The sequence below is a fragment of the Streptomyces sp. JNUCC 64 genome (assembly GCF_054484115.1).
In genome coordinates, this window is the sequence record NZ_CM137015.1 from 82,625 (window position 1) to 102,902 (window position 20,278).

General features: G+C 76.0%; 13 protein-coding genes. 5 read left to right on the forward strand and 8 right to left on the reverse strand.

All coding sequences use genetic code 11. From position 1 onward, the window contains the following. Positions 1-152: 152 nt before the first annotated feature. The 7 genes from ACVWNX_RS00330 to ACVWNX_RS00360 form a co-directional block, all read right to left on the reverse strand. The gene (locus ACVWNX_RS00330; protein ID WP_454411796.1) at positions 153-2,105 is read right to left on the reverse strand and encodes a hypothetical protein; all 1,953 of its coding nucleotides are present in this window, start codon (positions 2,103-2,105) and stop codon (positions 153-155) included. Positions 2,106-2,327: 222 nt separating this feature from the next. Next, complete coding sequence (locus ACVWNX_RS00335) at positions 2,328-2,927, reverse strand: TetR/AcrR family transcriptional regulator (protein ID WP_454411797.1); 600 nt, start codon at positions 2,925-2,927, stop codon at positions 2,328-2,330. Next, positions 2,924-4,042, reverse strand: coding sequence for a saccharopine dehydrogenase family protein (locus ACVWNX_RS00340; RefSeq protein ID WP_454411798.1), 1,119 nt, complete (start codon positions 4,040-4,042; stop codon positions 2,924-2,926). The genes ACVWNX_RS00335 and ACVWNX_RS00340 overlap by 4 nt, the downstream gene beginning before the upstream one ends. Before the next feature lie 181 nt (positions 4,043-4,223). Continuing rightward, entirely contained in the window at positions 4,224-4,457 is a 234-nt protein-coding gene (locus tag ACVWNX_RS00345) for a hypothetical protein (protein WP_454411799.1), read from the reverse strand. Between the two features lie 334 nt (positions 4,458-4,791). Next, positions 4,792-5,895: a Clp protease N-terminal domain-containing protein gene (locus ACVWNX_RS00350; RefSeq protein ID WP_454411800.1), complete on the reverse strand. Its 1,104-nt coding sequence runs from the start codon at positions 5,893-5,895 to the stop codon at positions 4,792-4,794. 189 nt (positions 5,896-6,084) lie between these two features. Further along, a complete protein-coding gene (locus ACVWNX_RS00355; RefSeq protein ID WP_454411801.1) occupies positions 6,085-6,750 on the reverse strand; it encodes a response regulator transcription factor in 666 nt (221 codons plus the stop codon). A 58-nt stretch (positions 6,751-6,808) separates the two neighbouring features. Beyond that, positions 6,809-8,599, reverse strand: coding sequence for a sensor histidine kinase (locus ACVWNX_RS00360; protein WP_454411802.1), 1,791 nt, complete (start codon positions 8,597-8,599; stop codon positions 6,809-6,811). A 248-nt stretch (positions 8,600-8,847) separates the two neighbouring features. Between ACVWNX_RS00360 and ACVWNX_RS00365 the strand changes: the two genes are divergently transcribed. Together ACVWNX_RS00365 and ACVWNX_RS00370 are read left to right on the forward strand one after the other, a co-directional pair. Continuing rightward, on the forward strand, positions 8,848-9,399 hold the full coding sequence (locus ACVWNX_RS00365) for an RNA polymerase sigma factor (RefSeq protein ID WP_454411803.1): 552 nt from the start codon (positions 8,848-8,850) through the stop codon (positions 9,397-9,399). Between the two features lie 2 nt (positions 9,400-9,401). Beyond that, a complete protein-coding gene (locus tag ACVWNX_RS00370; RefSeq protein ID WP_454411804.1) occupies positions 9,402-10,598 on the forward strand; it encodes a CU044_5270 family protein in 1,197 nt (398 codons plus the stop codon). A gap of 141 nt (positions 10,599-10,739) precedes the next feature. On the opposite strand, the gene ACVWNX_RS00375 is transcribed toward ACVWNX_RS00370, so the two are convergent. After that, complete coding sequence (locus ACVWNX_RS00375) at positions 10,740-14,012, reverse strand: ferritin-like domain-containing protein (protein ID WP_454411805.1); 3,273 nt, start codon at positions 14,010-14,012, stop codon at positions 10,740-10,742. A gap of 488 nt (positions 14,013-14,500) precedes the next feature. Here ACVWNX_RS00375 and ACVWNX_RS00380 point away from each other — a divergent pair, with 488 nt between their 5' ends. From ACVWNX_RS00380 to ACVWNX_RS00390, 3 genes are all read left to right on the forward strand, one after another. Next, positions 14,501-15,385 (forward strand): NAD(P)-dependent oxidoreductase, encoded by an 885-nt coding sequence (locus tag ACVWNX_RS00380; RefSeq protein WP_454411806.1) that lies wholly within the window; start codon positions 14,501-14,503, stop codon positions 15,383-15,385. Further along, positions 15,382-16,944: an FAD-dependent monooxygenase gene (locus tag ACVWNX_RS00385; protein ID WP_454411807.1), complete on the forward strand. Its 1,563-nt coding sequence runs from the start codon at positions 15,382-15,384 to the stop codon at positions 16,942-16,944. The genes ACVWNX_RS00380 and ACVWNX_RS00385 overlap by 4 nt, the downstream gene beginning before the upstream one ends. A gap of 287 nt (positions 16,945-17,231) precedes the next feature. Further along, positions 17,232-20,276, forward strand: a complete 3,045-nt coding sequence (locus ACVWNX_RS00390) for an aminotransferase class III-fold pyridoxal phosphate-dependent enzyme (protein WP_454411808.1) — start codon at positions 17,232-17,234, stop codon at positions 20,274-20,276. Positions 20,277-20,278: the final 2 nt, after the last annotated feature.

Genomic DNA, 20,278 nt, shown 5'->3' on the forward strand with positions numbered 1-20,278 from the left:
GGACGGGTCCCTCCCCTGGGGTGTGCGGTGTCCATCGTCGCCGGACGGGTGGCGCGGCCACGTGAGTAGACGTACTCAGATCGCGCCGCGTCCCGGGACCCACGGCGGCCCGGACGGACCCGGGTGGTGGGTGCCGCCCGGGTCGTCCGGGCTCAGAGCAGCAGGACGACGGCCGCCCACAGGGCCGCCAGGGCCACCACCACGGGGCCCAGCGGCATGCCCTGCTCACCGGGTCCGGCGGCCTCGGCCGGGCGCAGACCGGGGTGGTCGAGCAGGGCGCGCAGGGTCTCGGCGGCCCGGGTGGCGGACGATCCGGCGCCCCTCTCCCGGAGCCGGTCGACCCCGATGCCCACCGGGGCCAGTTCGATGTCGTCGCCGTCCTGGAGCGTGATGACGACGCCGTCGGCGCGGTGGCGGACGGCGGCGACGTCCTCCCAGCGGACGTGACGGACCCGCCAGGCGCCGCAGATCCAGACGCCGTCGCGGTCGGCGGTGATCCGCCAGTTGAGGGCGGTGGACACCGAGTGGACCAGCCAGGGCACGCCGACCAGCAGGATCAGCCACTGCCAGGAGAAGCCGTCGTCGAGGAGCGCCCACATCCCGCCGCCCTGGACGAGCAGCAGGAACCCTCCCAGGGCGCGCGAACCCCGGTCGGCGGACCAGGTCAGCGGCTCCGGGCCGGGGGTCAGGGTGAGGGCGACCTCGGCGCTGGAGCGGCCACGGCTGTCGGCCCGGCGCGGCGCGGGGCCGCCCCGGCGCGCGAAGGGACCGGCGGCGAAGAGTCCGGGGGTCACCGGTCTGATCGGGGTGACGCTGCGTTCGGCTTCCACCGGGCCGTCGCCGCCCTCCTGGGCCGGGGCCAGGAAGGCGGTCTCGCCGCCCGCGCAGGGCGCTCCGAAGAGCAGGGCCTCCCGCAGCGGGGGCGGGGCGTCGGTGCCCTTGAGCACGGCGGCGAACTCCTCCTTCTGGCGCTCCCACTCCTCCCGGGCGGCGCGTGCCTCCTCCTCGGTCGGTTCCCTCCCGGTGTCCTCGGGGTACGGGCCGTCCTCGTACCGGGCCTCCTCGTCGGAGTCGGAGGTGTACAGGGAGTTGAAGCTGAGCACGGGGTGGCGGCCCAGGGGGTCGTCGGCGGCGTACACCCAGGTGCGGCCGTCCTCGTGGCCTTCGCGCACCAGCACCTTGAGCACCGGGAGCCGTCCGGTGTCCAGCCGTCGCTGGCGCCGGTTGCCGGTCGTCCCGTTGGCGAGGAAGCCCAGCCCGGGGACGGCGGTGACGAGGGCCAGCAGTTCCCAGCCGACGACCTCGTACGGTTCGGCGACGAGACGTGCCCAGTCGCCGTCGACGACCAGGTCGACGGTGGAGCCCACCGGGTAGTCCTCCGGGAACACCACCCCGACGGTGCGGGTGCCGCCGTCCGGGAGGGCCGCCGTCAGCTCGGAGAGGTCCTCGTCCTCGATCTCGATCCGGGTGACCTCGGCGGCGACCCGGGTCGCCCCGGCGGCGCGTTCCTCGTAGGCGGTGGCGATGCCTTCGGCGCGCCACACCGCGAACACGGTGACGGCGAGCAGCAGGGAGGCCAGCGCGAAGGAGAAGCGGCCCCGGCGGAAGGGACGGGCCTCGGGGGGCAGCGGGTGCCGTCCGGGGCCCGCCGCCTCCTCCGCGAGGGCGCGCTGGCGGTGGGTGGCGGCGAGCCGGTGGACGAGTCCGGCGGCCGCGAAGGCCAGGGCGGTGAGCAGCGCCAGGTCCGCCGGGCCGGTGACGACGTCGGTGAGTCCGGTCTCCATGACCGCGCCGCCCCCGGTCACCAGGAGGCCCGCCACCGCGAGCCGGGGCTGGCGCCAGATCCAGTACAGCGTGAGCAGTCCGAGGGCGGAGAGCGCCACGTACGTCCAGGAGGTGTCGCAGGGCTGGGCGGTGGTGCACGCCTCGTACGGGGCGGCGGCGATGCTCCAGGCCAGACCGGCGCAGAGCGCGATCACCGCCCACAGCGGATGGGACCACCGGGCGGGGACGGCGGCCGTCCAGCGGGCGGTGTCGGCCGTACGCCATTCCCGGGCGTCCTCGGGGACGCGGTCCTGCGGCAGGGGAAGGGGGAAGTCGCTCACGTCCGTATTATCGTGCGACCGCTTCCGGGCCTTTCGGGCGGCCCCGGGGTTGCGGGGGACGGGCGGGCCCGGGTTCCCGGTGGCCCCTCGTCTTGCGGGGTCCGTCGCCGTTCCCGTCCGCGTCGGGGCGGCCGTCGCGTCGCCCGGGGGTGAGGGCGTGCCGGTGAGCGGGGCGTGGGACCGCCCACCGGTCGTCCGGTGTTCCGCGCGGGCGACGGCCGTTCAGGCGTCGCCCCTCAGCAGGGCGGCTGCCGTCTCGGTCAGTCGGGTGTCGGTCCGGGGGGCGCGGTGTCCGGCGATGCCCGAGCGGAACAGGGAGGCGCCCTCCACCAGCATGACGAAGACCTCGGCGCGGGCCCGGCACTCCTCGGCGGGCAGGGCGGGCGCGCCGCGCTGGATGTGGGCGGCGACCTCCTCCCGGTAGGTCGTGTAGAACGCGCGGACGGCGGTGGCGACCGTCTCGTCCAGGGCCGCCAGGGCCCACAGTTCGGTGAACAGCCGGACCAGGGCGGGGTCGTCCTGGTCCGCGAGCAGGGCGGTCACCAGCGTCGCCGGGTCCGACGCGGCGGCCAGCAGGGGGCGCAGCCGTTCCTGGGAGCGGTCCAGGACGCGGCCGAGGAGGGCGGCGACCAGGTCGGAGCGGGACGGGAAGTAGTACTGGAGGTGGCCGAGGCGGACTCCGGCCGAGGCGGCCACGGCCCGCATGGACAGTTCGGCGTGGCCCGAGGAGAGCAGGACCCGTTCGGCGGCGTCGAGGAGTTCGCCGCGTTTGCGGGCGCCCTTGCCGGTGCCGGGGGGACGGGAGGGCGGGGTGTCCGTCATGCCGCCCGCTCCGTGGGGGAGGCCGTCGTGGCGGGGGCGGCGGCTTCGGTGGTCTCCAGGGTGACGCCGTGTTCCGCGAGGCGTTCGGCGAGGGTGCCGGGCAGCGGGGTCTGCTCGGGGAAGACCACGCCCCGGGGGGCGGGGGCTCCGTCGGCGCCGAGGATCCGTTCCAGGGCGAGGAGTCCACCGAGGGCCGTGAGATGGGCCTGGCCCCGGGGGTCGGTGACGGTGGCGGTCAGGGTGGCGTCCCCGTGGGTGACCTGGACGCGGAGCGCGGCGGTGCCGCCGTCGCCGGGCGCGTACAGCAGGGAGCGGCGGACGGCGGTGAAGCGTTCGCCCCGTCCCCAGCGGAAGAACCCGAGGCGTCTGGCGGTGAGCAGTGCGGAGGTGGCGACGGGCGAGCCGAAGCCGATCCGGGTGACGGCGGTGGTCGTGCCGAGGGTGAGCGGCAGGGTGAACTGCTCGGGGGTGTCGATCCGGGCGGCCTTGAGGCCGTGGGGGCCGATCCGGACGGTGCGGGTGTCGGCGAGCGGTGCCACGGTGCGGCGGCGGCCGTTCTCGACCACCTCGAAGTCCAGTCCGAGGCGGTCCATGAACTCCACGGAGTCGGCGCCCGCCCGGTCGTTCTGGTCCCAGCGGATCGCCACGTCCACGGTGTCGGCGCCGCCGAGCCGCCGGGCCAGCGCGGCGGCGGCGAGGCTGGTCACCCCGCCCATCCAGGCCGAGGAGAGCAGCACCGGGGCGGTGGGCCGCAGCAGCGCGGCGACCGTGGCCGCGCGCTGGACCCGGGTGGTCCAGCGGGTGAGGTCGGCGTAGGGCACGCCGCCGTGGATCGCGGCGCGCAGGACGCGGTCGTCGGGGTCGTTGACCACGCTGACCACGGCACGGACCTCGGCGGTGCGGGGCGCGGGGTCGGCGAGGTCCCAGTGGAGGAGGTCCGCGCCGGTCTCCCGGGCGAGTTCCCCGCCGTGGGCGACGTTCCGTCCGGCGAGCAGCAGCGGCCAGCGGGGGGCCGCCATCCGGGCCAGTTCCGCGCCGACCGTGCCGTAGCCGCCGACGAGGAGGACCGGGCCCTCGGGGTCATGGATCAGTTGGTCCTGGGGTGCCTCGTTCATGGAACCACTATAGGTCAGTCGACCTAAAAAGTGGGAGCGCGGCGCGGACGGGGGTGTCACGGCGGGAACGCGGCGTGGGGCCGCCACCGTCCCGGGACGGTGGCGGCCCCACGGCCGGAGGGGGCCGGACCCCCGTCCCACCCGGCATCCGGTGTGCGCGGGAGCCCGGCCGGACGGAGGGTCAGAAGCGGACCCAGAGGACGTAGACGTCGGGGCGGGTCGGGAACGGTTCACACTTGAACAGCACCCCCCACAGAGGGCGGCCCGCGACCCCGGCGGCCACGCACTCGGCGTACGAGGAGTGATGGCTGCGCTGGTAGAAGAACGGGTCCGCGGCGGCGGGCGGAGCACTCGCGAAGAGGAGACCGGCGGCGGCCGCCATGGATCCGGCGAGCACACCCAGACGCTTCAGCATGAACACAACTCCTTCGTCTCGGAACAGAAGTGATGTGCCGTCAGATATGCGCGGGACCCGCCCGCCCCTGGCGTTCCCGCGACATCGGGGAGCAACGTAGCCGCGCCTCACGAACCCCTACAAGAGGTCTGGACCAGCAGGGAGTTCGGGGGTGCCCGAAGGATGGAGCGGAGGGGATGTCAGTCCTGCCGGATCCGGGTCGCGGGGGTTTGCCCACCCCCGATCGGTGGAAGCGTCGGGCGCGTCACGCCCGCCGGAAGCGGGGACAGGTCCGGTCGGAGACGCGGGGCCGTCCCCGACCCGGAGCGCGGGGCCGCCCCCGTCCGGGCCCGGGTCAGACGGGATAGCCCAGGAGCAGCATCAGTCTGCGGGCCCGGGTCTCCCCGCCCAGGAGCAGATCGACCAGCGGGCCGGTGCCGTCGCCCGGCTCGAACGCCTCGGTGTAGGTGTCCACCTCCCGGTCGTCCGCGCCGAGTTCCCCCCGGTGGTGTTCCAGGCCCCGGCGGACGGTCAGGTAGTCGGCGCCCAGCGCGTGCAGGGCCGCGCCGCCCGCGAAGCGCTCGGCGGGCGCGGGCCCCCGGCGGGGGTCGGGCCGCGCCGGTCCGGCGAAGGCGAGGTGCGGGTAGCCACGGGCGACCTCGTAGGTGGCGAGGGCAGCGAGCAGCAGGTGTTCGGTCTCCACCCGTCCCCCGTCGGCACGGGCCTGCCGCGCGGCGTCCATGGTGACCCAGCCCATCGGCAGCTGGGCCAGGTTGACGCCCCGGGTGGCGCGCAGGAGCAGCCGCCGCCACCGGGGGACGCCCTCCGGGGCGCGGCGGCCGAGGAGGGTGTCGCGGGTGGGCCACAGCTCCGGGGCGAGTCCGTCGGCGGGCCCGGTTTCCTCGCCGTCCAGTCGGCGCAGGACCTCCGCGCCGGTGGTTCCGCACACGGCGAGCAGTTCCACGGCCCGTCCGCCCCCGTCGGCGAGCAGCCCGCGCAGCAGGTCCTCCTGGGTGAACGCCGAGGCGTCCCGGGCCCGGGCGAGCTCCCGGGCGTGGGTCAGGGCGCGGACGGCGGCGCCGGAGAGCCGTCGCCCCCGGTGGCCGTCGGGGCCGAGGACCTCCACCTCGGAGACCGCCGCGTCGGCGTCGTCGGTGCCGGACCAGACGGCGGCGCCGTCGTGGTGGTCGCGCAGGACGGCCATCACCACGGTGGTGGTGACGCCCGTGGCGGCGAGCGCCCGGCTGGCGTCGCCCTTCCCGTCGGCCAGCGCGGCCAGCAGGTTCTCGGTGCCGATGACGTCCACGGGGCCGTTCCCGCCCGGTTCCCCGCCGTCCCCCGGGGTGCGGTCGGGCAGCGATCCCCAGGCCGCGCCCAGCGCTCCGGCGACCCTCCAGTGCGCTCCGACGGCCGTCGGAGCGCCCGTCGCCTTGCCGTTGGTTCCCTTGTCGGTGGTCATGGCACGACCCTGCCGGTCCGGCGGCGGGCGGCGCGTCCCGCGAACGTCGTTCGCCGTGACGACCTTCGGCGTCGGTGGCCCCGGGGGGCGCACGTGTTCGTCCGCCTCGACGGTCCGGGGCACGGGACCGCGCACGCGACGGACGCCGCCGGGCCCCGCGCCGGACGGCGGGGGTCGGGACCGCTCGGGTCAGCCGCCGAGTCCCGCGTCCCGGGCCAGCAGCGCGGCCCGCACCCGGTTCTCGCACTCCAGCTTGGCGAGGATGCGGCTCACGTACGTCTTCACGGTCGCCTCGCTCATGTGGAGCCGTCGGCCCGTGTCGGCGTTGGAGAGTCCCTCGCCGAGCAGGGCGAGCACCTCCCGCTCCCGGTCGCTGAGCTGGGCGACCCGGGCGCGGGCCGCTTCGCCCCGGGCGGCGGCCCGGCCGGTGGCCAGCTGGTCGACGACGTGCCGGGTGGCCGCCGGGGAGAGGTAGGCGTCCCCGGCCGCGGCGGCCCGCACCGCGCCGATCAGCTCGGCGGGGGCGGTGTCCTTGAGGAGGAACCCGGCGCCGCCGGACTCCAGGGCGCGCAGCACGTTGTCGCGTTCCCCGAAGGTGGTGAGGACGATCACCCGGACCGAGGGGGCCGCCCGGCGGAGTTCGGCGAGGGCGGCGAGACCGTCCATGACCGGCATCTGGATGTCGAGGAGGACCACGTCGGGGGCGTGGGAGAGGGTGAGGTCCACCGCCTCCCGGCCGTTGGCGGCCTCCGCGACGACCTCGACGTCCGGGTCCGAGGTGAGGATGAGGCGGACGCCCGCCCTGATGAGCGGTTCGTCGTCCGCGATGACGACCCGGACCCGTGGCCCCGTCATGTCACACCCCACCCCGTACCGGTGGCCGGGACCGCCTCGCGGCCGTCGCCCCGTCCGGTCACAGCTTCACCTCGAAGGACTTCTTCTGGATCAGTTTGCCGTCCCGGAAGCAGAACCGGAAAACGCTCTCGGTGTCCCAGTCGCTGCTGGACTCGGTGGACGAGAGGGTCAGACAGGTCGCGCCGGGGGGCCGGGCGGGGGTGCCGGGCTTGGAGTCGAGGCCGGAGTGGAAGATCCCGTCGTCGGTGGGCAGCCGGTCGCGCACCGCGTCCTCGGACATGCCGACGCGCAGGGATTCGTAGGTCTCCCGGCTGACGAGCTTCTGGTCGGCCGACCGGACGAGCAGCACGGCGCCGACGACGATCGCGGCCAGCACGGCGAGCGCCAGCGCGAAGGAGAAGCCGCAGCCCATCCCGAAGCCGCTGAACTGTCCGCGCGGGGCGGGCGGGGTGGCGGGGGCCGGGCCGGGGTGCGGTCCGCCGGGCCAGGGCTGGCCGGGAGCCTGTGGGGCACCAGGGGTCTGTGGGGTGTTGGGGACCTGCGAGGTGCCGGGGACCCGGAGGAAGCCGCCCGGGGCGGTGCCCTCGGGGGCGGGGGCGCCGGGTTCCGCGGCGCCGTAGGGCAGCACGCCCGCGACCCGGAAGCCGCCGCCGTCCGCGGGCCCGGCGTGCACGATGCCGCCGACGAGCCGGGCGCGCTCGCGCAGCCCGGTCAGCCCCTGACCGCCGCTGACGACCTCGTCGGCGGGGAGCCGGGCGGCCCGGTCGCTGACGACCTCCACCACCAGGGAGTCCGGCTCGTAGCGCAGTTCGACGTCGATCGCGGCGCCGGGGGCATGCTTGAACGCGTTGGTGAGCGCCTCCTGCACGATGCGGTACGCGGCGTGGCCCACGGCGGCCGCCACCGGCCGTTCCTCCCCGGCGCGGCGCAGCCGGACCTCGCTCCCGGCCCGCCGGGCGTCCGCGACCAGCGCGTCGAGCCCGGCGATGCCCCGGGTGACGGGTCCGGTCCCGTCGGCCGGGGAGTGCGGCGCCGCGATGCCGTCCCGCAGGATGCCGACGACCTCCCGCAGCTCGTGCATGGCGGCGACGGACGCGTTGCGCAGCACGCCGACGGCTTCCCGCTGACGGTCGGTGAGCCCGGGGTCCACCTCCAGGGCGCCGGTGTGCACGGAGATCAGCGCGAGTTGGTGGCCGAGGCTGTCGTGCATGTCTTGGGCGATGCGCTGGCGTTCCAGCAGCCGGGCCTGGCCCGCGATCATCTGGTGTTCCCACAGGAGCTGCGCGTTGCGTTCCTGGAGGGTGTGCAGGAGGGTGCGGCGCTGGCTCCAGTAGCGGGCGGCGAGCCCGGGGACGGCGACGGTCGCCACATAGGCGAGGGTGCCCAGCATCACCAGCGCGATGGGCGAGCCGAAGGACAGGATGCCCAGGTCGCCGAGGCCCAGCCCGAGGTACAGCAGATAGGAGAGGCCGAAGGCGATCAGGGCGTGGCCGGCGTCCGCGATCCGCCGCCCCGCCGACCAGGCCACCAGCGACAGCACGATCGCGAAGCCGCCGAAGAGCGCGCCGAGGCCGCCGGCGACGACGAGGACGGCACCGGGCAGCCGCCGTCGGAGCAGCCAGAGCGCGAAGGCCCCGGCCGCGCTCGCGGCGATGAGGAGCGGCCCGCTGTCGAGGAGTTCCTCGGTGCCCGCGACGAGCAGGGCCATCGCCAGCGCGACCAGGAGTTCCCTGGCGGGTCCCCGGCGGGCCGGGGGGAAGGCGGCGGTCAGCGCCGTCGGGGGCTCGGGCGCCGTCAGCCATTCCCAGACGGTCCGCGCCGTCGGCCGGACCCTTCGCAGAACGTTCACCCGGGCACCCTAGGCGGCCGGGCCGGGCGTCCACCGTCCACTTTCGTCCCCGCCCGGCGCGACGATCGTCGCGCCGGGGGGCACGGGCCGGGCACGGAGGACGCGTTCGGGCGGGCGGCGATCCCGCCCGGGCGGGGCGGAGTGACGCGAGTCACAGGGAGGGAGGTCCCGGTCCGGCGGTAACGATCGTCCCGTCCGCACCACTACCCGGTGTCAGACAGACCTGTGAGGAGACGGAGGTGCGGGCGGTGGCCGATGACGCGGACCGCTTCACCGCGATGTACGACGCCTGCCGGGGGCGGGTGTGGGCCTATGTGGTCAGCAGGGCCGGACGGCAGATCGCGGACGAGGTGGTGAGCGAGACCTTCACGGTCGCGTGGCGGCGCCGGGCGGACGTTCCGCCGGAGCCGCTGCCGTGGCTGCTGGGGGTGGCCCGCAACGTGCTGCGGGACACCGTGCGCGCCGAGGTCCGGCGGGCGTCGTTCGCGGCGGAGCTGCGGGAGTGGACCGAGCGGTCCACCGCGGGCGGCGGGGACGACGTCGCCGAGGAGGTGGCCGACCGCGCCGCGCTGCTGGCGGCGCTGGCCACGCTGGCGGACGAGGACCGCGAGGTCCTGGTGCTGGCCGCGTGGCAGGGGCTGACGCCCGCGCAGGCGGCCCGGGTGGTCGGCTGCACGGCGGCGACGATGCGGGTGCGGCTGCACCGGGCCCGTCGGCGCCTGACCCGGGCGGTCGAGGCGGCACCGGCCCCGATGACCCCCGTCGCCCTCACGGGCCGGTTCGTACGAGAGGAAGTGTGAGCATGGGACGACGCGAGCGGGACGTGATGAGGAGGCTGGCGGCGGCACGGCCGCCCCGGCTGGACGCGGCGGCGGCGCCCGGCACCCGGGAGCGGGAGCTGGGCCGCGCGTTCGGCCGGGTCCACGAGCCGGTCGGAGCCGGGCGGCGGGCCCCCGGGGCGTGGTGGACCCGGGCGGGCCGGGGTGCGGGGCTGGTGGCCACGGCCGTGGCGGCGGCCGTCGCCGTGGCGCTGCTCCCGGCCGACGGACCGGACCCGGTGCGGCGCGCCGGACCGGGCGTCGGTTCCGGCGCGGACGGCGGGACGGGCGGTGACGTCCTGCTGGCGGCGGCGGCCCGGCTGGAGGGCGGGGCCGCGCGGAAGGGCGCCTACTGGTACCAGGAGGAGGTGCGCGGCGAGACCCACCGGGTGCCCGGCGCGGACGGCGCGCGGTACGTCGTGGACGAGCGGACCGCCCTGCGCCGGTGGACCGCCGGGGAGCGTCCGGACCAGTGGTCGGAGACGAGGGACCTGGGGGCCCGCCCCGGAACCCCGGCGGACGTCCGGGCGTGGCGGACGGCGGGGTCGCCCCGCCGGTGGGCGCTGCCCGGGGGGGGCACGCTGCGGTACCGGGCGGACGGCCGGGTGGGGCGCGACGCCCCCGGCGGGCGCGTCGACGTGGTGCCGATCGGGGTGCTGGGCCCCGGCGATCTGCGGGACCTGCCGACCGGGGCCGCCGCGCTGCGCGAGCGGGTGCGGACGGCGGTGGAACGGAAGTACCAGGCGCCTTCGGCGGAGGTGTCGCGGATCGTCACCTCGACCCTGGTGGACCTGGCGGTCCATCTGCCGACCCGGCCCGGGCTGCGGGCCGCCGCGTACCGGGCGCTCGCGCTGACGCCGGGGGTCCGCTCCCTGGGGTCGCTGAAGGACCGGTCCGGCCGTCCGGGCCGGGGGGTCGCCGTTCCCGACGGGGACGGCCGTACCGAGCTGCGGCTGGTCCTCGACGCGGAGACGGGAGCGCCGCTGGGCACCCTGACGGTCGCGGTGCGCGCCGTGGACGGGCGGCCGGAGGGCGCGGTCCTGCGGTACACCACCGTCGTCGCGCAGCGCTGGACGGGTGAGGCGCCGCCGTTCGACACGGACCGGAGCCCGGGGGGTCCGCGGGGCCCGGGCGGGGCCCCCGAGCCGTCGGCGACGGTGACGGCGACACCGGCGGGCTGAACCGCCGGGCCGGAGGCGCGGCTCCGCGCCCCCGGGGTCGTTCCGGGGACCGGCGGGTCCCCGGAACGGGCCGGTCCGGGGGCGGGCCGGTCCGGGCGGCGGGTCGGTTTGGGCGGCGGGTCGGTTTGGGCGGCGGGTCGTTCAGTCGCGGAAGAAGTCGGCGTAGAACGCCATCAGCTCGGAGACCTTGTCCGGGACGGGTCCACAGGCGCGGGCGGTGGTCGCGAGGTGGTCGAAGCGCAGGGCGAGGGCGCGGCGGGCGACGTCGGGGCGGGACGGGCCGACCGGCGGTCCGTCGAGTTCGAAGGTGGGACCGGCGGTCCGTCCGTGGCGGCCGGAGTCGAGGGTGGTGAGGAGTTCCCCGAGGGGGCGCATCATCCCGGTCATGACGTCGATGGAGGCGTTCATCAGCCGGGAGCGCCGCAGGCTGGCGTCGGGGGTCTGGGTGAAGTGCTGGGCCATCAGCTGGAGCGCCAGGTGGTACGAGCGGTTGAACAGGGTGGCGACGGTCCGGGCGGTGGGGTCGGTGATCTCGGTGCGGACGCCGTCGCCGGGGCGCAGGCTCGGGTTGCGCAGCACCGGGTAGGCCGGGTCCCAGGCGACGGGGCGGCCGTGGGGGCCGGGGACGCGTTCGGAGGTGAGGGCGGCCTCGATCCGCAGGAACGCCTCGAAGTGGGAGGGTTCGTCGGCGGTGCCGCCGCCGACGGGGTGGGGGCGTCCGTCGTCGACGGCGCCCTCGCCCTGTTCGGTGATGACGTCGACGGCGAACAGGGCGCTGGCGAGGTCGTCGACCTCCAGTTGGTAGTCGGGGTGGACGGTGTTGACGGTCTCCCGCAGGAACAGGTGGTGTTCGCCGCCGCCGCGCCCCTTGTCGACCAGGAAGAGGTCGGGGACCCGGGTGAGTCCCTCCCGGATGCCCGCGTACAGCTCGCTGATCGAGCCCCAGGTGAAGCGGGACGGCGGTGCGCCGGGGGCGGCACCGGGCGGGGGCGGGACGCGGGGGACGCGGGCCGAGGGCTGCTCGATGGCGATGAACCGCTGGACGCTGCCGAGGTTCAGGGGCTCCAGGGCGAAGTCGAGCCGTACCGGGAGTTCGGCGCCGATGGTGGCGAAGTCGATGACGGGGATCTGGAAGGGCTCCCCGATCGCGGTGATGATGTTGTTGACCAGCAGGAAGTGGATCATCTCCTCACGGGCGACCGAGAGGAGGGTGCCCCGGATGCCGTCCTGGAGCCCCTCTCCCCCGGAGCCGCAGGCGAGGGCGAGTTGCCGCTCGGTCCAGTCGCCGCGCCGGACGAGGGCGAGGCCCGCGCCGTGGGTGGGCACGGAGTAGGCGGCGTACAGGTACTGGAGGGTGACGGACAGCTCCAGCGCGGCGGCCTGGGCGAGCGCGGCCCGCAGTTCGGTCCGGGTGGTGATGGCGGGTTCGGTCGGCAGCGCGGCGGGGGCGGTGCGCGGGGGCGTGACCCCGGCCTGCTGGTTGCGCAGGAAGGCGAGGAACAGCCGGGCCTTGGGGTCGGAGAGGTCCCGGGTGGAGGGCATGTAGTAGGTCTTGGCGCGGTTGGCGGGGTCGCACATCTGCCAGACGAGCTGTGCGTACGTCTCGACCTTGCAGCGGTCGCCGAGGGAGAAGACCTCGGCCCGCATGAACGAGGACAGGTGTTCGTAGGGGGCGAGGACCTCGCGGTACAGCAGGTCGAAATCGACCTCGTGGCGGGGGATCCGGTCGAGGTGCCAGTCCTCGGGCAGCACCCGCACCGCGAGGTGGTCCGTCGCCGCCCAGTAGCCGAGGGCGTCCCCGTCGTCGTAGGCGGTCCAGGCGGAGCCCGGGGCGTCCGGGTCCACGGGCGGGGCGTCGTCCGGGCGGGTGGCGAGCAGCACCCGGCAGCTCCCGGCGCGTTCCCCGCGCAGGGTGAGCCGTCCGTGGCCGTCGGGGCCGGTGGTGAGCGCGCAGCCGGGTCCGTAAGCCCCGGTGCCCCGGGCGCCGAGGAGCACCGTGTCCCGGCAGCGGGCCTCCGGTGCCCCGGCGACCGGATCGCCGGGCAGGGCGCGGGGGTTGTGGTACTGGCGGACGTGGACGGTGGCGCTGGCGGGGCGTCCCCGGTGGTAGGTGCGCAGCGGGACCCCGGTCGGGTGGTCCTCGTCGCGGACGGGGTCCCGGTGGTGCAGCACCAGCAGGGGGTCGTCGACGTGGACGACGGTCTCCCGTTCGGTGAGCAGCGTCTCGGGGCCCCGGTCGGTGACCCGGACCAGGCGCAGGGCCTCCTCCCCGGCCGCGCGCCAGCCGGGTGCGGGCACGGTGACGATGCCCTGGGTGGCGTCCGCGGGGTAGGCGCCGGCGGGCACCCGGGCGACGAGCCGTCCGGTGTCGGCGGTGCGCAGTTCCAGGTCACCGGCGGTGAGCGGGGGGCCGGGGCGCCGGAGGCCGTCCGGGTCCCCGGTGCGGGAGGCGAGCGGTACGGCGTTGACCATGTTGAGGACGGCCCGTCCCGCGCGGACCTCGGCGGTCAGGGTCCGCAGGGGGCCGTCCGGCACCGGGACGAGCAGTCGTCCGGCGGGGTGGGTGCGCGGTTCGTGGGCGTACCAGGGGGCGATGGTGCCGCGCGCCCGCCAGGTGGTGAAGGCGCCGGGGCCGCGCGGGAGGACCACGCAGTCGAGGGCGAGCTGGACGACGAGTCCGGCGGCGGCCCCGACGGCGGCGCGGAGGGCGGCGACGGCCGGGGAGTCCTCGGCGCCGGGCAGCCAGTCGAGCGCCCCGTCGGTGACGGTGAACTGGTGCACGGCGCCGTAGCCGAGGTCCGGGGCGAGGGCGGGCAGGACGCCGTCCCCGAGGTCCCGGATCCGCCGGAAGTCGGGCCAGCGCGGTGGCTGGTGGCCCTCGACCCCGCCGGTCAGCAGGTATCCGTCGTCGTGGGAGCGGCCCCGGCGGCCGACGCCGAGACGGCCGACCATGAGGGCGGCGGTCCAGCGCGAGGCGGGGTCGAGGTCGAAGATCCGCGCGCGGTTGACGGTGGTCTGGAGGTACGGGTTGTAGTGCCCCCAGACGTCGACGTGGCTCCCCACCACGGGGTCGTGCCGGGCCGTCCGGGGGGCGGCGGCGGGGTCGGCGGGCCGGGCGGTCTCCACGCCGGAGATCCGGGCGTCCAGCCAGAAGTGCCCGTTCCCCGCGAAGTCCCAGCCCTCGGCGACACTGTGCGGGCCGTCCGGGTCGGGGCGTCCGTCGGCGTCGAAGCGGGGGCCGCGCGCGTGGAGGAAGGTCCGGTAGTCGGCGGGCGGGCGGTCCAGAGGGAAGGGGCCGTCGTCGTCGTGGACGCGGTGGGTGGCGAGGTCGAAGAGTCCGCAGCGGGGGCCGGTGGGCAGCCGGGTGGTGGCGGTACCCGCGAAGTGCAGTCGGGGCAGGTCGAAGACGCTCATCCGGGGGCCTCCGGCGGGTCGTGGCGGACGGGACGGGCGACGGCGCGCGGTGCGGCGCCGGGCGGGCGCGGCGCGTGGAGAACGGAGGGAGCGGAGAGGGCTGCGGCGGAGGAGGCGGGGAGCACAAGGGAGGCGAGGGGAGCCGGGAGAACGGGAAGGCGACGGCCGACGGGGCGCTCCGGGACCGGCGGCGCACCGCCCCGGACGGGCGGGCCGTACGCTCCGCCGCCGGTCAACGCCCTTGCGGTGGGCCCTGGATGGTCGGTCACCGGGGGAGCCTGCCCGAGCTTCGGCCGGAAGCATCATAAGTACTTCTTTCGAGCTATAAGACCGTTCTCCGGGCTCACGCGACCCGCCCGGCCCGTTACGTTCGGTAGCGATCCCTGTGCGCGTCCGGCACCTCCGACCCCATGGGGCGGGCCCGCCGGAGCGGCGCCGTGGAGAGCGAACTCAAGGATTCGACGCTGAGGGAATGAGGAGGGGAAGCGATGCGGACGAAGGTGACGGTCCTCGGACTGGGCCCGATGGGCGTGGCCTTGGCGGGCGCGTTCCTGGCGGCGGGCCATCCGACGACGGTGTGGAACCGCACTCCCGGCAGGGCGGTGTCCCTGGTCGAGGACGGCGCGCGGGAGGAACCCACGGCGGCGGCGGCCGTGATGGCCAGCCCGGTCGTGGTGGTGTGCCTGGCGTCGTACGACGCCGTCGAGGAGGTGCTGACCGCGTTGGTCCCCCGGTTGCGGGGACGCGCGGTCGTCAATGTGAGTTCGGGTTCGCCGGTGCAGGCGCGGGAGGTGGCGGGCCTGGTCGAACGCTCGGGCGCCGTCTATCTCGACGGGGTGATCCTGACGACTCCGCCCGGCATCGGCCGCGCGGAGTCGCTGCTGTTGTACGGCGGTGCCGCGGACGTCTTCGCCGCCCACCGCGAGACGGTCGCCGCGCTGGGCGAGCCGGTGCACGTGGGCGCCGACCCGGCGCTGCCGTCGGTGTACGACACGGCGCTGCTGAGCCAGATGTGGGGCACCCTGACGGGCTGGCTGCACGCGGTGGCGCTGATCGGCGCGGACGGGCCGGGCGGCGGGGTGAGCGCCCAGGCGTACACCCAGATCGCGGACCGGTGGATGGGCTCGGTGCGGGCGTTCATGAACGCGTACGCCCCGCACATCGACGCGGGGAGCTACCCCGGTGAGGACTTCACCCTCGACCTCCATCTGCGCACCATGGAAGTCCTCACCCACGCCAGTGAGTTGCGGGGCGTCAGATCGGGTCTGCCCGAGGTCTTCGAGGGGCTGACGCGGCGGGCCGTCGAGGCCGGGCACGGCGAGGACAGTTACGCGCGGCTGGTCGAGTTCATCCGTTCGGGCAGCGCGGTGTGAGCGGCACCCGGGACGTGGTGGTCATCGGGGCCGGGCCCACCGGGCTCGCCCTCTCCATCGCGCTGCGCTCCTACGGTCTGGACACCCTGGTGGTGGACAAGGGCGGCGGCACCAAGCACGAGCCCCGGGCCAGCGTGATCTGGCAGCGGGCCCAGGAGACCCTGCGCGACCTGGGCTGCGCGGAGCGGATCGTGGACCGTGGACTGCCGCTGCGCCAGGGCGAGTTCCAGGTGGGGGGACGGGTCGCCGGGGTCCAGGAGATGGAGATGGAGGACACCGCGTTCCCCGGCCCGCTCTCCATCGAGCAGGACTCCATCGAGGCGTTGATGCGCGAGCGGCTCCAGGAGCTGGGGGCGGACGTCGTCTGGTCCACCGAGGCCATCGGGGTGCAGAGCGGCGCCGAGGGGACGGAGGTCGATCTGCGGGGCCCCGACGGCCGGGTCGGGACGGTCCGCTGCCGCTGGGTGGTGAGCTGCGAGGGGTCGCGGAGCCTGGTCCGCAAGACGCTCGGCATCCCGTTCGAGGGGGAACGCCGGAGCAACCTCCAGTGCGTGCAGCTCAACGCCCGGCCCCGGTGGGGCCAACCGGCCCGGCCGGACGTCACCCAGATCTTCATCAACCATCACATCACCCTGGTCGCGGGCCCGGTCCCCGGGGGCATCACCCGCTTCTACGCCTTCCTCCCCGATCCCGACCCGGAGCACTGGGACCCGCCGACCGTGCCGGAGATGGAGGCCCTGGTGGCGTCGGCGACCGGCGAGCCCTCGGTCGCCCTGGAGCCGTCGGAGCCCCGCTGGGCCAACCGGGCGCGGTTCCACGACCGGATCGCCCGGCGGCTGCGCGAGGGCCCGGCCCTGCTGGTCGGGGACAGCGCCCACGTCTGGGCGCCGATCGGCGGCCGGGGGCTCAACACCGGTCTGCTGGGCGCCCACAACCTCGGCTGGAAGCTCGCCGCCGTCCACCACGGCTGGGCTCCGGACGCCCTGCTCGACACCTATGACAGCGAGCAGCGGCGCACCGCCCACGCGGTGATGCGCGCCATGCGCCGCAATGTGGTGGAGCTCCCGCCGAACCGGCTCACGCTGGCCGCGATCCGGCTGCTGATGCCCCCGCTGATGAGCAGTGACCGGGTGGTGCGGCGCGGTGCCCTCCGGCTCAGCGACTTCGCCCGTGACCACCGGGCGAGCGCGCTGTCCACGGGCCGTCGGGGCGCCCGGGGCGTTCCGGGTCCCGGGGACCGCCTTCCCGATCTGCCGGTGCGGACGGCGACGGGGTCGCGGCGGCTGCACGAGGTGCTGTCGTACCGGCACTGGACGCTGCTCGGCGTCGGCGCGGACGAACGGGCCTTCGCCGGGGAGGAGGCGGCGTTGCGCGCGCTCACCGAGCGGTACGCCCTGCCGGTGGAGCCGGTGGTGGTCCGCCCGGAGTCGCGGCGGCGGGAGCTGCCCGGGGGCTCGTTGCTGCTGGTGCGGCCCGACGGGTACGTCGGGCTGCGGGCCCGGGCGGGCGACACGGCCGCCGTGACGGCCTATCTGGACCGCTGGTCGCTCCCCAAGTGACCGCGCCGTTCCGCCAGGTGGCCCCGGCGGAACGGCTCCGGCGCGCCTGGGGACGCACGGCGTCCACCGCGTCCCGACCGCCACGTTCCGACCGCCGCGTCCCGGATGCCCGTAGCGCCCGGAGATCACGGCATCCTCTCGACTCACACCGATTCGTGCGCGAACCGTTGACACGTTCCTCCGTCGTCAATATGTTCACCCCCCATCAGTGCCGGATCGTTCCGGCACCCCGGACGGCGCCCCGGCGTCGAGCCCGGCGGACCACTGACGCCACCGATCGGAGTGCTATGGCCATCCCGTCCACAGACTGGCTGATACCGCCGATGGCCGCCGTCGACGAGGACACCCTGGCGGCGGTGCTGGACCAGCGGTTCGGGGTGCGCGGCACGCTGCGGGACCTCGGCAGCCAGCAGGACCTCAACTACCGGGTGCGCGCCGACGACGGCGGCGACCACGTCCTCAAGATCGCCAACCCGGTCATCGGACCCGCCGCCCTCGACGGCCAGGTGCGGGCGGTCGAGGCGCTCGCCGCCACCGCCCCCGACCTCCGGCTGCCCCGGGCCCGGCCCGGCACCGACGGCGCCTTCGTCCAGCGCGTCACCATGGACGGCGTCGAACTCGGCGTCCGGCTGCTCGACCACGTACCGGGCGAACCCATCATGGACAGCCGCTACCTCGCCCCGGAGGTGGTGGCGCGGCTGGGGACGCTCTCCGGCCGGGTCGCCGCCGGACTCGCCGCGTTCACCGCGCCGGAGCCGGACGGCACCCGGCTGTGGGACCTGCGCGACGGGCTCGCCGTGGTGGAGGCGCTCGCCCCCCGGCTGACGGACCGCGCGGTCGCCGGACGCGCCCTGGCCGCCGCCCGGGGCGCGCACGCCCTGCTCGCCCCGTACGCCGGGCGGCTGCCCGTCCAGACCGTCCACGGCGACGTCACCGACAACAACGTGGTCTGCGACCGGGGCCCGGACGGACGGCCCCTGCCGGTCGGGGTGATCGACTTCGGTGATCTCGGCCCCGGCTGGACCGTCGCCGAACTCGCCGTCACCTGCGCGTCGGTGCTCCACCACCACGGCTGCGGCCCGGCTTCGGTGCTGCCCGCCGTCCGCGCCTTCCACGCGGTCCGCCCGCTGGGGGCCGAGGAGGCGGACGCGCTGTGGCCGCTGATCGTGCTGCGCTGCGCGGTCCTGGTCGTGAGCGGCCGGTTCGACGCGCTCCAGGACCCCGGCAACGCCTACGCCACCGCCGCGCTGGACCGTGAGTGGACGATGCTGGAGACGGCCCTGTCCGTCCCCGCCGAGGTGATGACCGCCGAGGTCCGCGCGGCGACCGGCCACACCCCGGTGCCCGGACCGCCCGCCGCGCGGCACCCGCTGACCGCCGGCCCGGACGGCTCCGTCGCCGTCCTGGACCTGTCCGTCCTCAGCGACGACCTGCACGACGGCGCCTGGCTCGACCCGGGCACCGAAGGCGCGCTCTTCGCCCGGGCCCTGGACGGCGGGGCGGCGGCCGTCCTCGCCCGGCACGGCGAACACCGCCTCACCCGGTCCCGTCCCCATGAGCCCCCGGCGGCGACGCTCGCCCTGGGGGTGGAGCTGCGCACCGCCGCGCCGCTCGCCCTCTCCGCGCCCTGGTCCGGCACGCTCGTCCGCCGGGGACCCCGCGCGCTGACGCTCACCACGGACGGCTGGCGCCTCCTGATCGACGGGACCGACGGGACCGACGGGACCGACGGGACCGACAGGACCGACAGGACCGACGGAGTCAGCGGGACCAGCGGGACCGGCGGGACCGGCGGGGGCGACCGGTCCGCCGGGGAGGCCGTCCCGGCAGCGGCGGAGGAGGTCCGCGCCGGGGACCCCCTCGGGAGCGTGGGGCACGGCGCGCTGGTCCGGCTCACCCGGCTCGCGGACGGCGACCCGCCCGCGTTCGTCCCGCCCGCCCTCGCCACCGGCTGGCTCGCCGTGTGCCCCGACCCCCTCGCGGTGTTCCCGGACGCGTTCCGGGCCGCCGTGGCCGCCGCGCCCGAGGGCACCGGGGACGACCCCGACTCCCCCGCCGCGCTGCTGCGGCGGCGCGGCCGGTCCTTCGCCGAGGTGCAGGAGCACTACTACGGGGCCCCGCCCCGGGTGGAACGCGGCTGGCGGCAGCACCTCCTGGACACCGAGGGCCGCTGCTACCTCGACGTGCTCAACAACGTGACGATCCTCGGCCACGGGCACCCCGGGCTGAGCGGGGCCGTCCACCGCCAGTGGCGACGGCTCAACACCAACTCCCGCTTCCACTACGCCTCCGTGGTGGAGCTGTCGGAGCGGCTCGCGGAGCTGCTGCCCGCCGGACTCGACCAGGTGTTCCTGGTGAACAGCGGCTCCGAGGCCGTCGATCTGGGGCTCCGGCTGGCCTGGGCGGCGACCGGACGTCAGGACGTCGTCTCGATCGGGGAGGCGTACCACGGCTGGACGTACGCCAGCGACGCCGTCTCCACCTCCGTCGCCGACAACCCGGGGGCGCTGGACTCCCGTCCCGACTGGGTGCACGCGCTGCCCGCGCCCAACGCCTACCGGGGCGTCCACCGGGGCGCCGACGCCGTGCGCTACGGGCCCGAGGCGGTGGCGGCGATCGGGGAGCTGGCCGCCTCGGGGCGACCCCCGGCGGCGTTCATCTGCGAGCCCTACTACGGCAACGCCGGGGGGATGGCCCTGCCGGACGGCTATCTGGAGCAGGTCTACGCGGCGGTGCGGGCCGTCGGCGGGGTCTGCGTCGCCGACGAGGTCCAGGTCGGCTACGGCAGGCTCGGCCACCACTTCTGGGGCTTCGAGCAGCAGGGCGTCGTCCCGGACGTGGTCACCGTCGCCAAGGCGATGGGCAACGGGCATCCGCTGGGCGCGGTCGTCACCACCCGGGAGATCGCCGCCGCCTACCGGAACCAGGGGTACTTCTTCTCCTCCGCCGGGGGCAGCCCGGTCAGTTCGGTGGTCGGACTGACGGTGCTGGACGCGCTGCGGGACGAGGGACTGCGGGAGAACGCCCGGGAGGTGGGGGACCATCTGCGCGCGCGGCTCACCGCGCTGGCCGCGCGGCACCCGCTGATCGGCGCGGTGCACGGCAGCGGGCTCTACCTGGGGGTGGAGTTCGTCCGGGACCGTGCGACCCTGGAACCCGCGGCCGAGGAGACGGCGGCGATCTGCGAACGGCTCCGCGAACTGGGCGTGATCGTCCAGCCGACCTCGGACCGGCAGTGCGTGCTCAAGATCAAGCCGCCGCTCTGTCTGACCCGGGAGAGCGCGGACCGGTTCGTCGCCGCTCTGGACGACACCCTGACCCACGGATGGTGAAC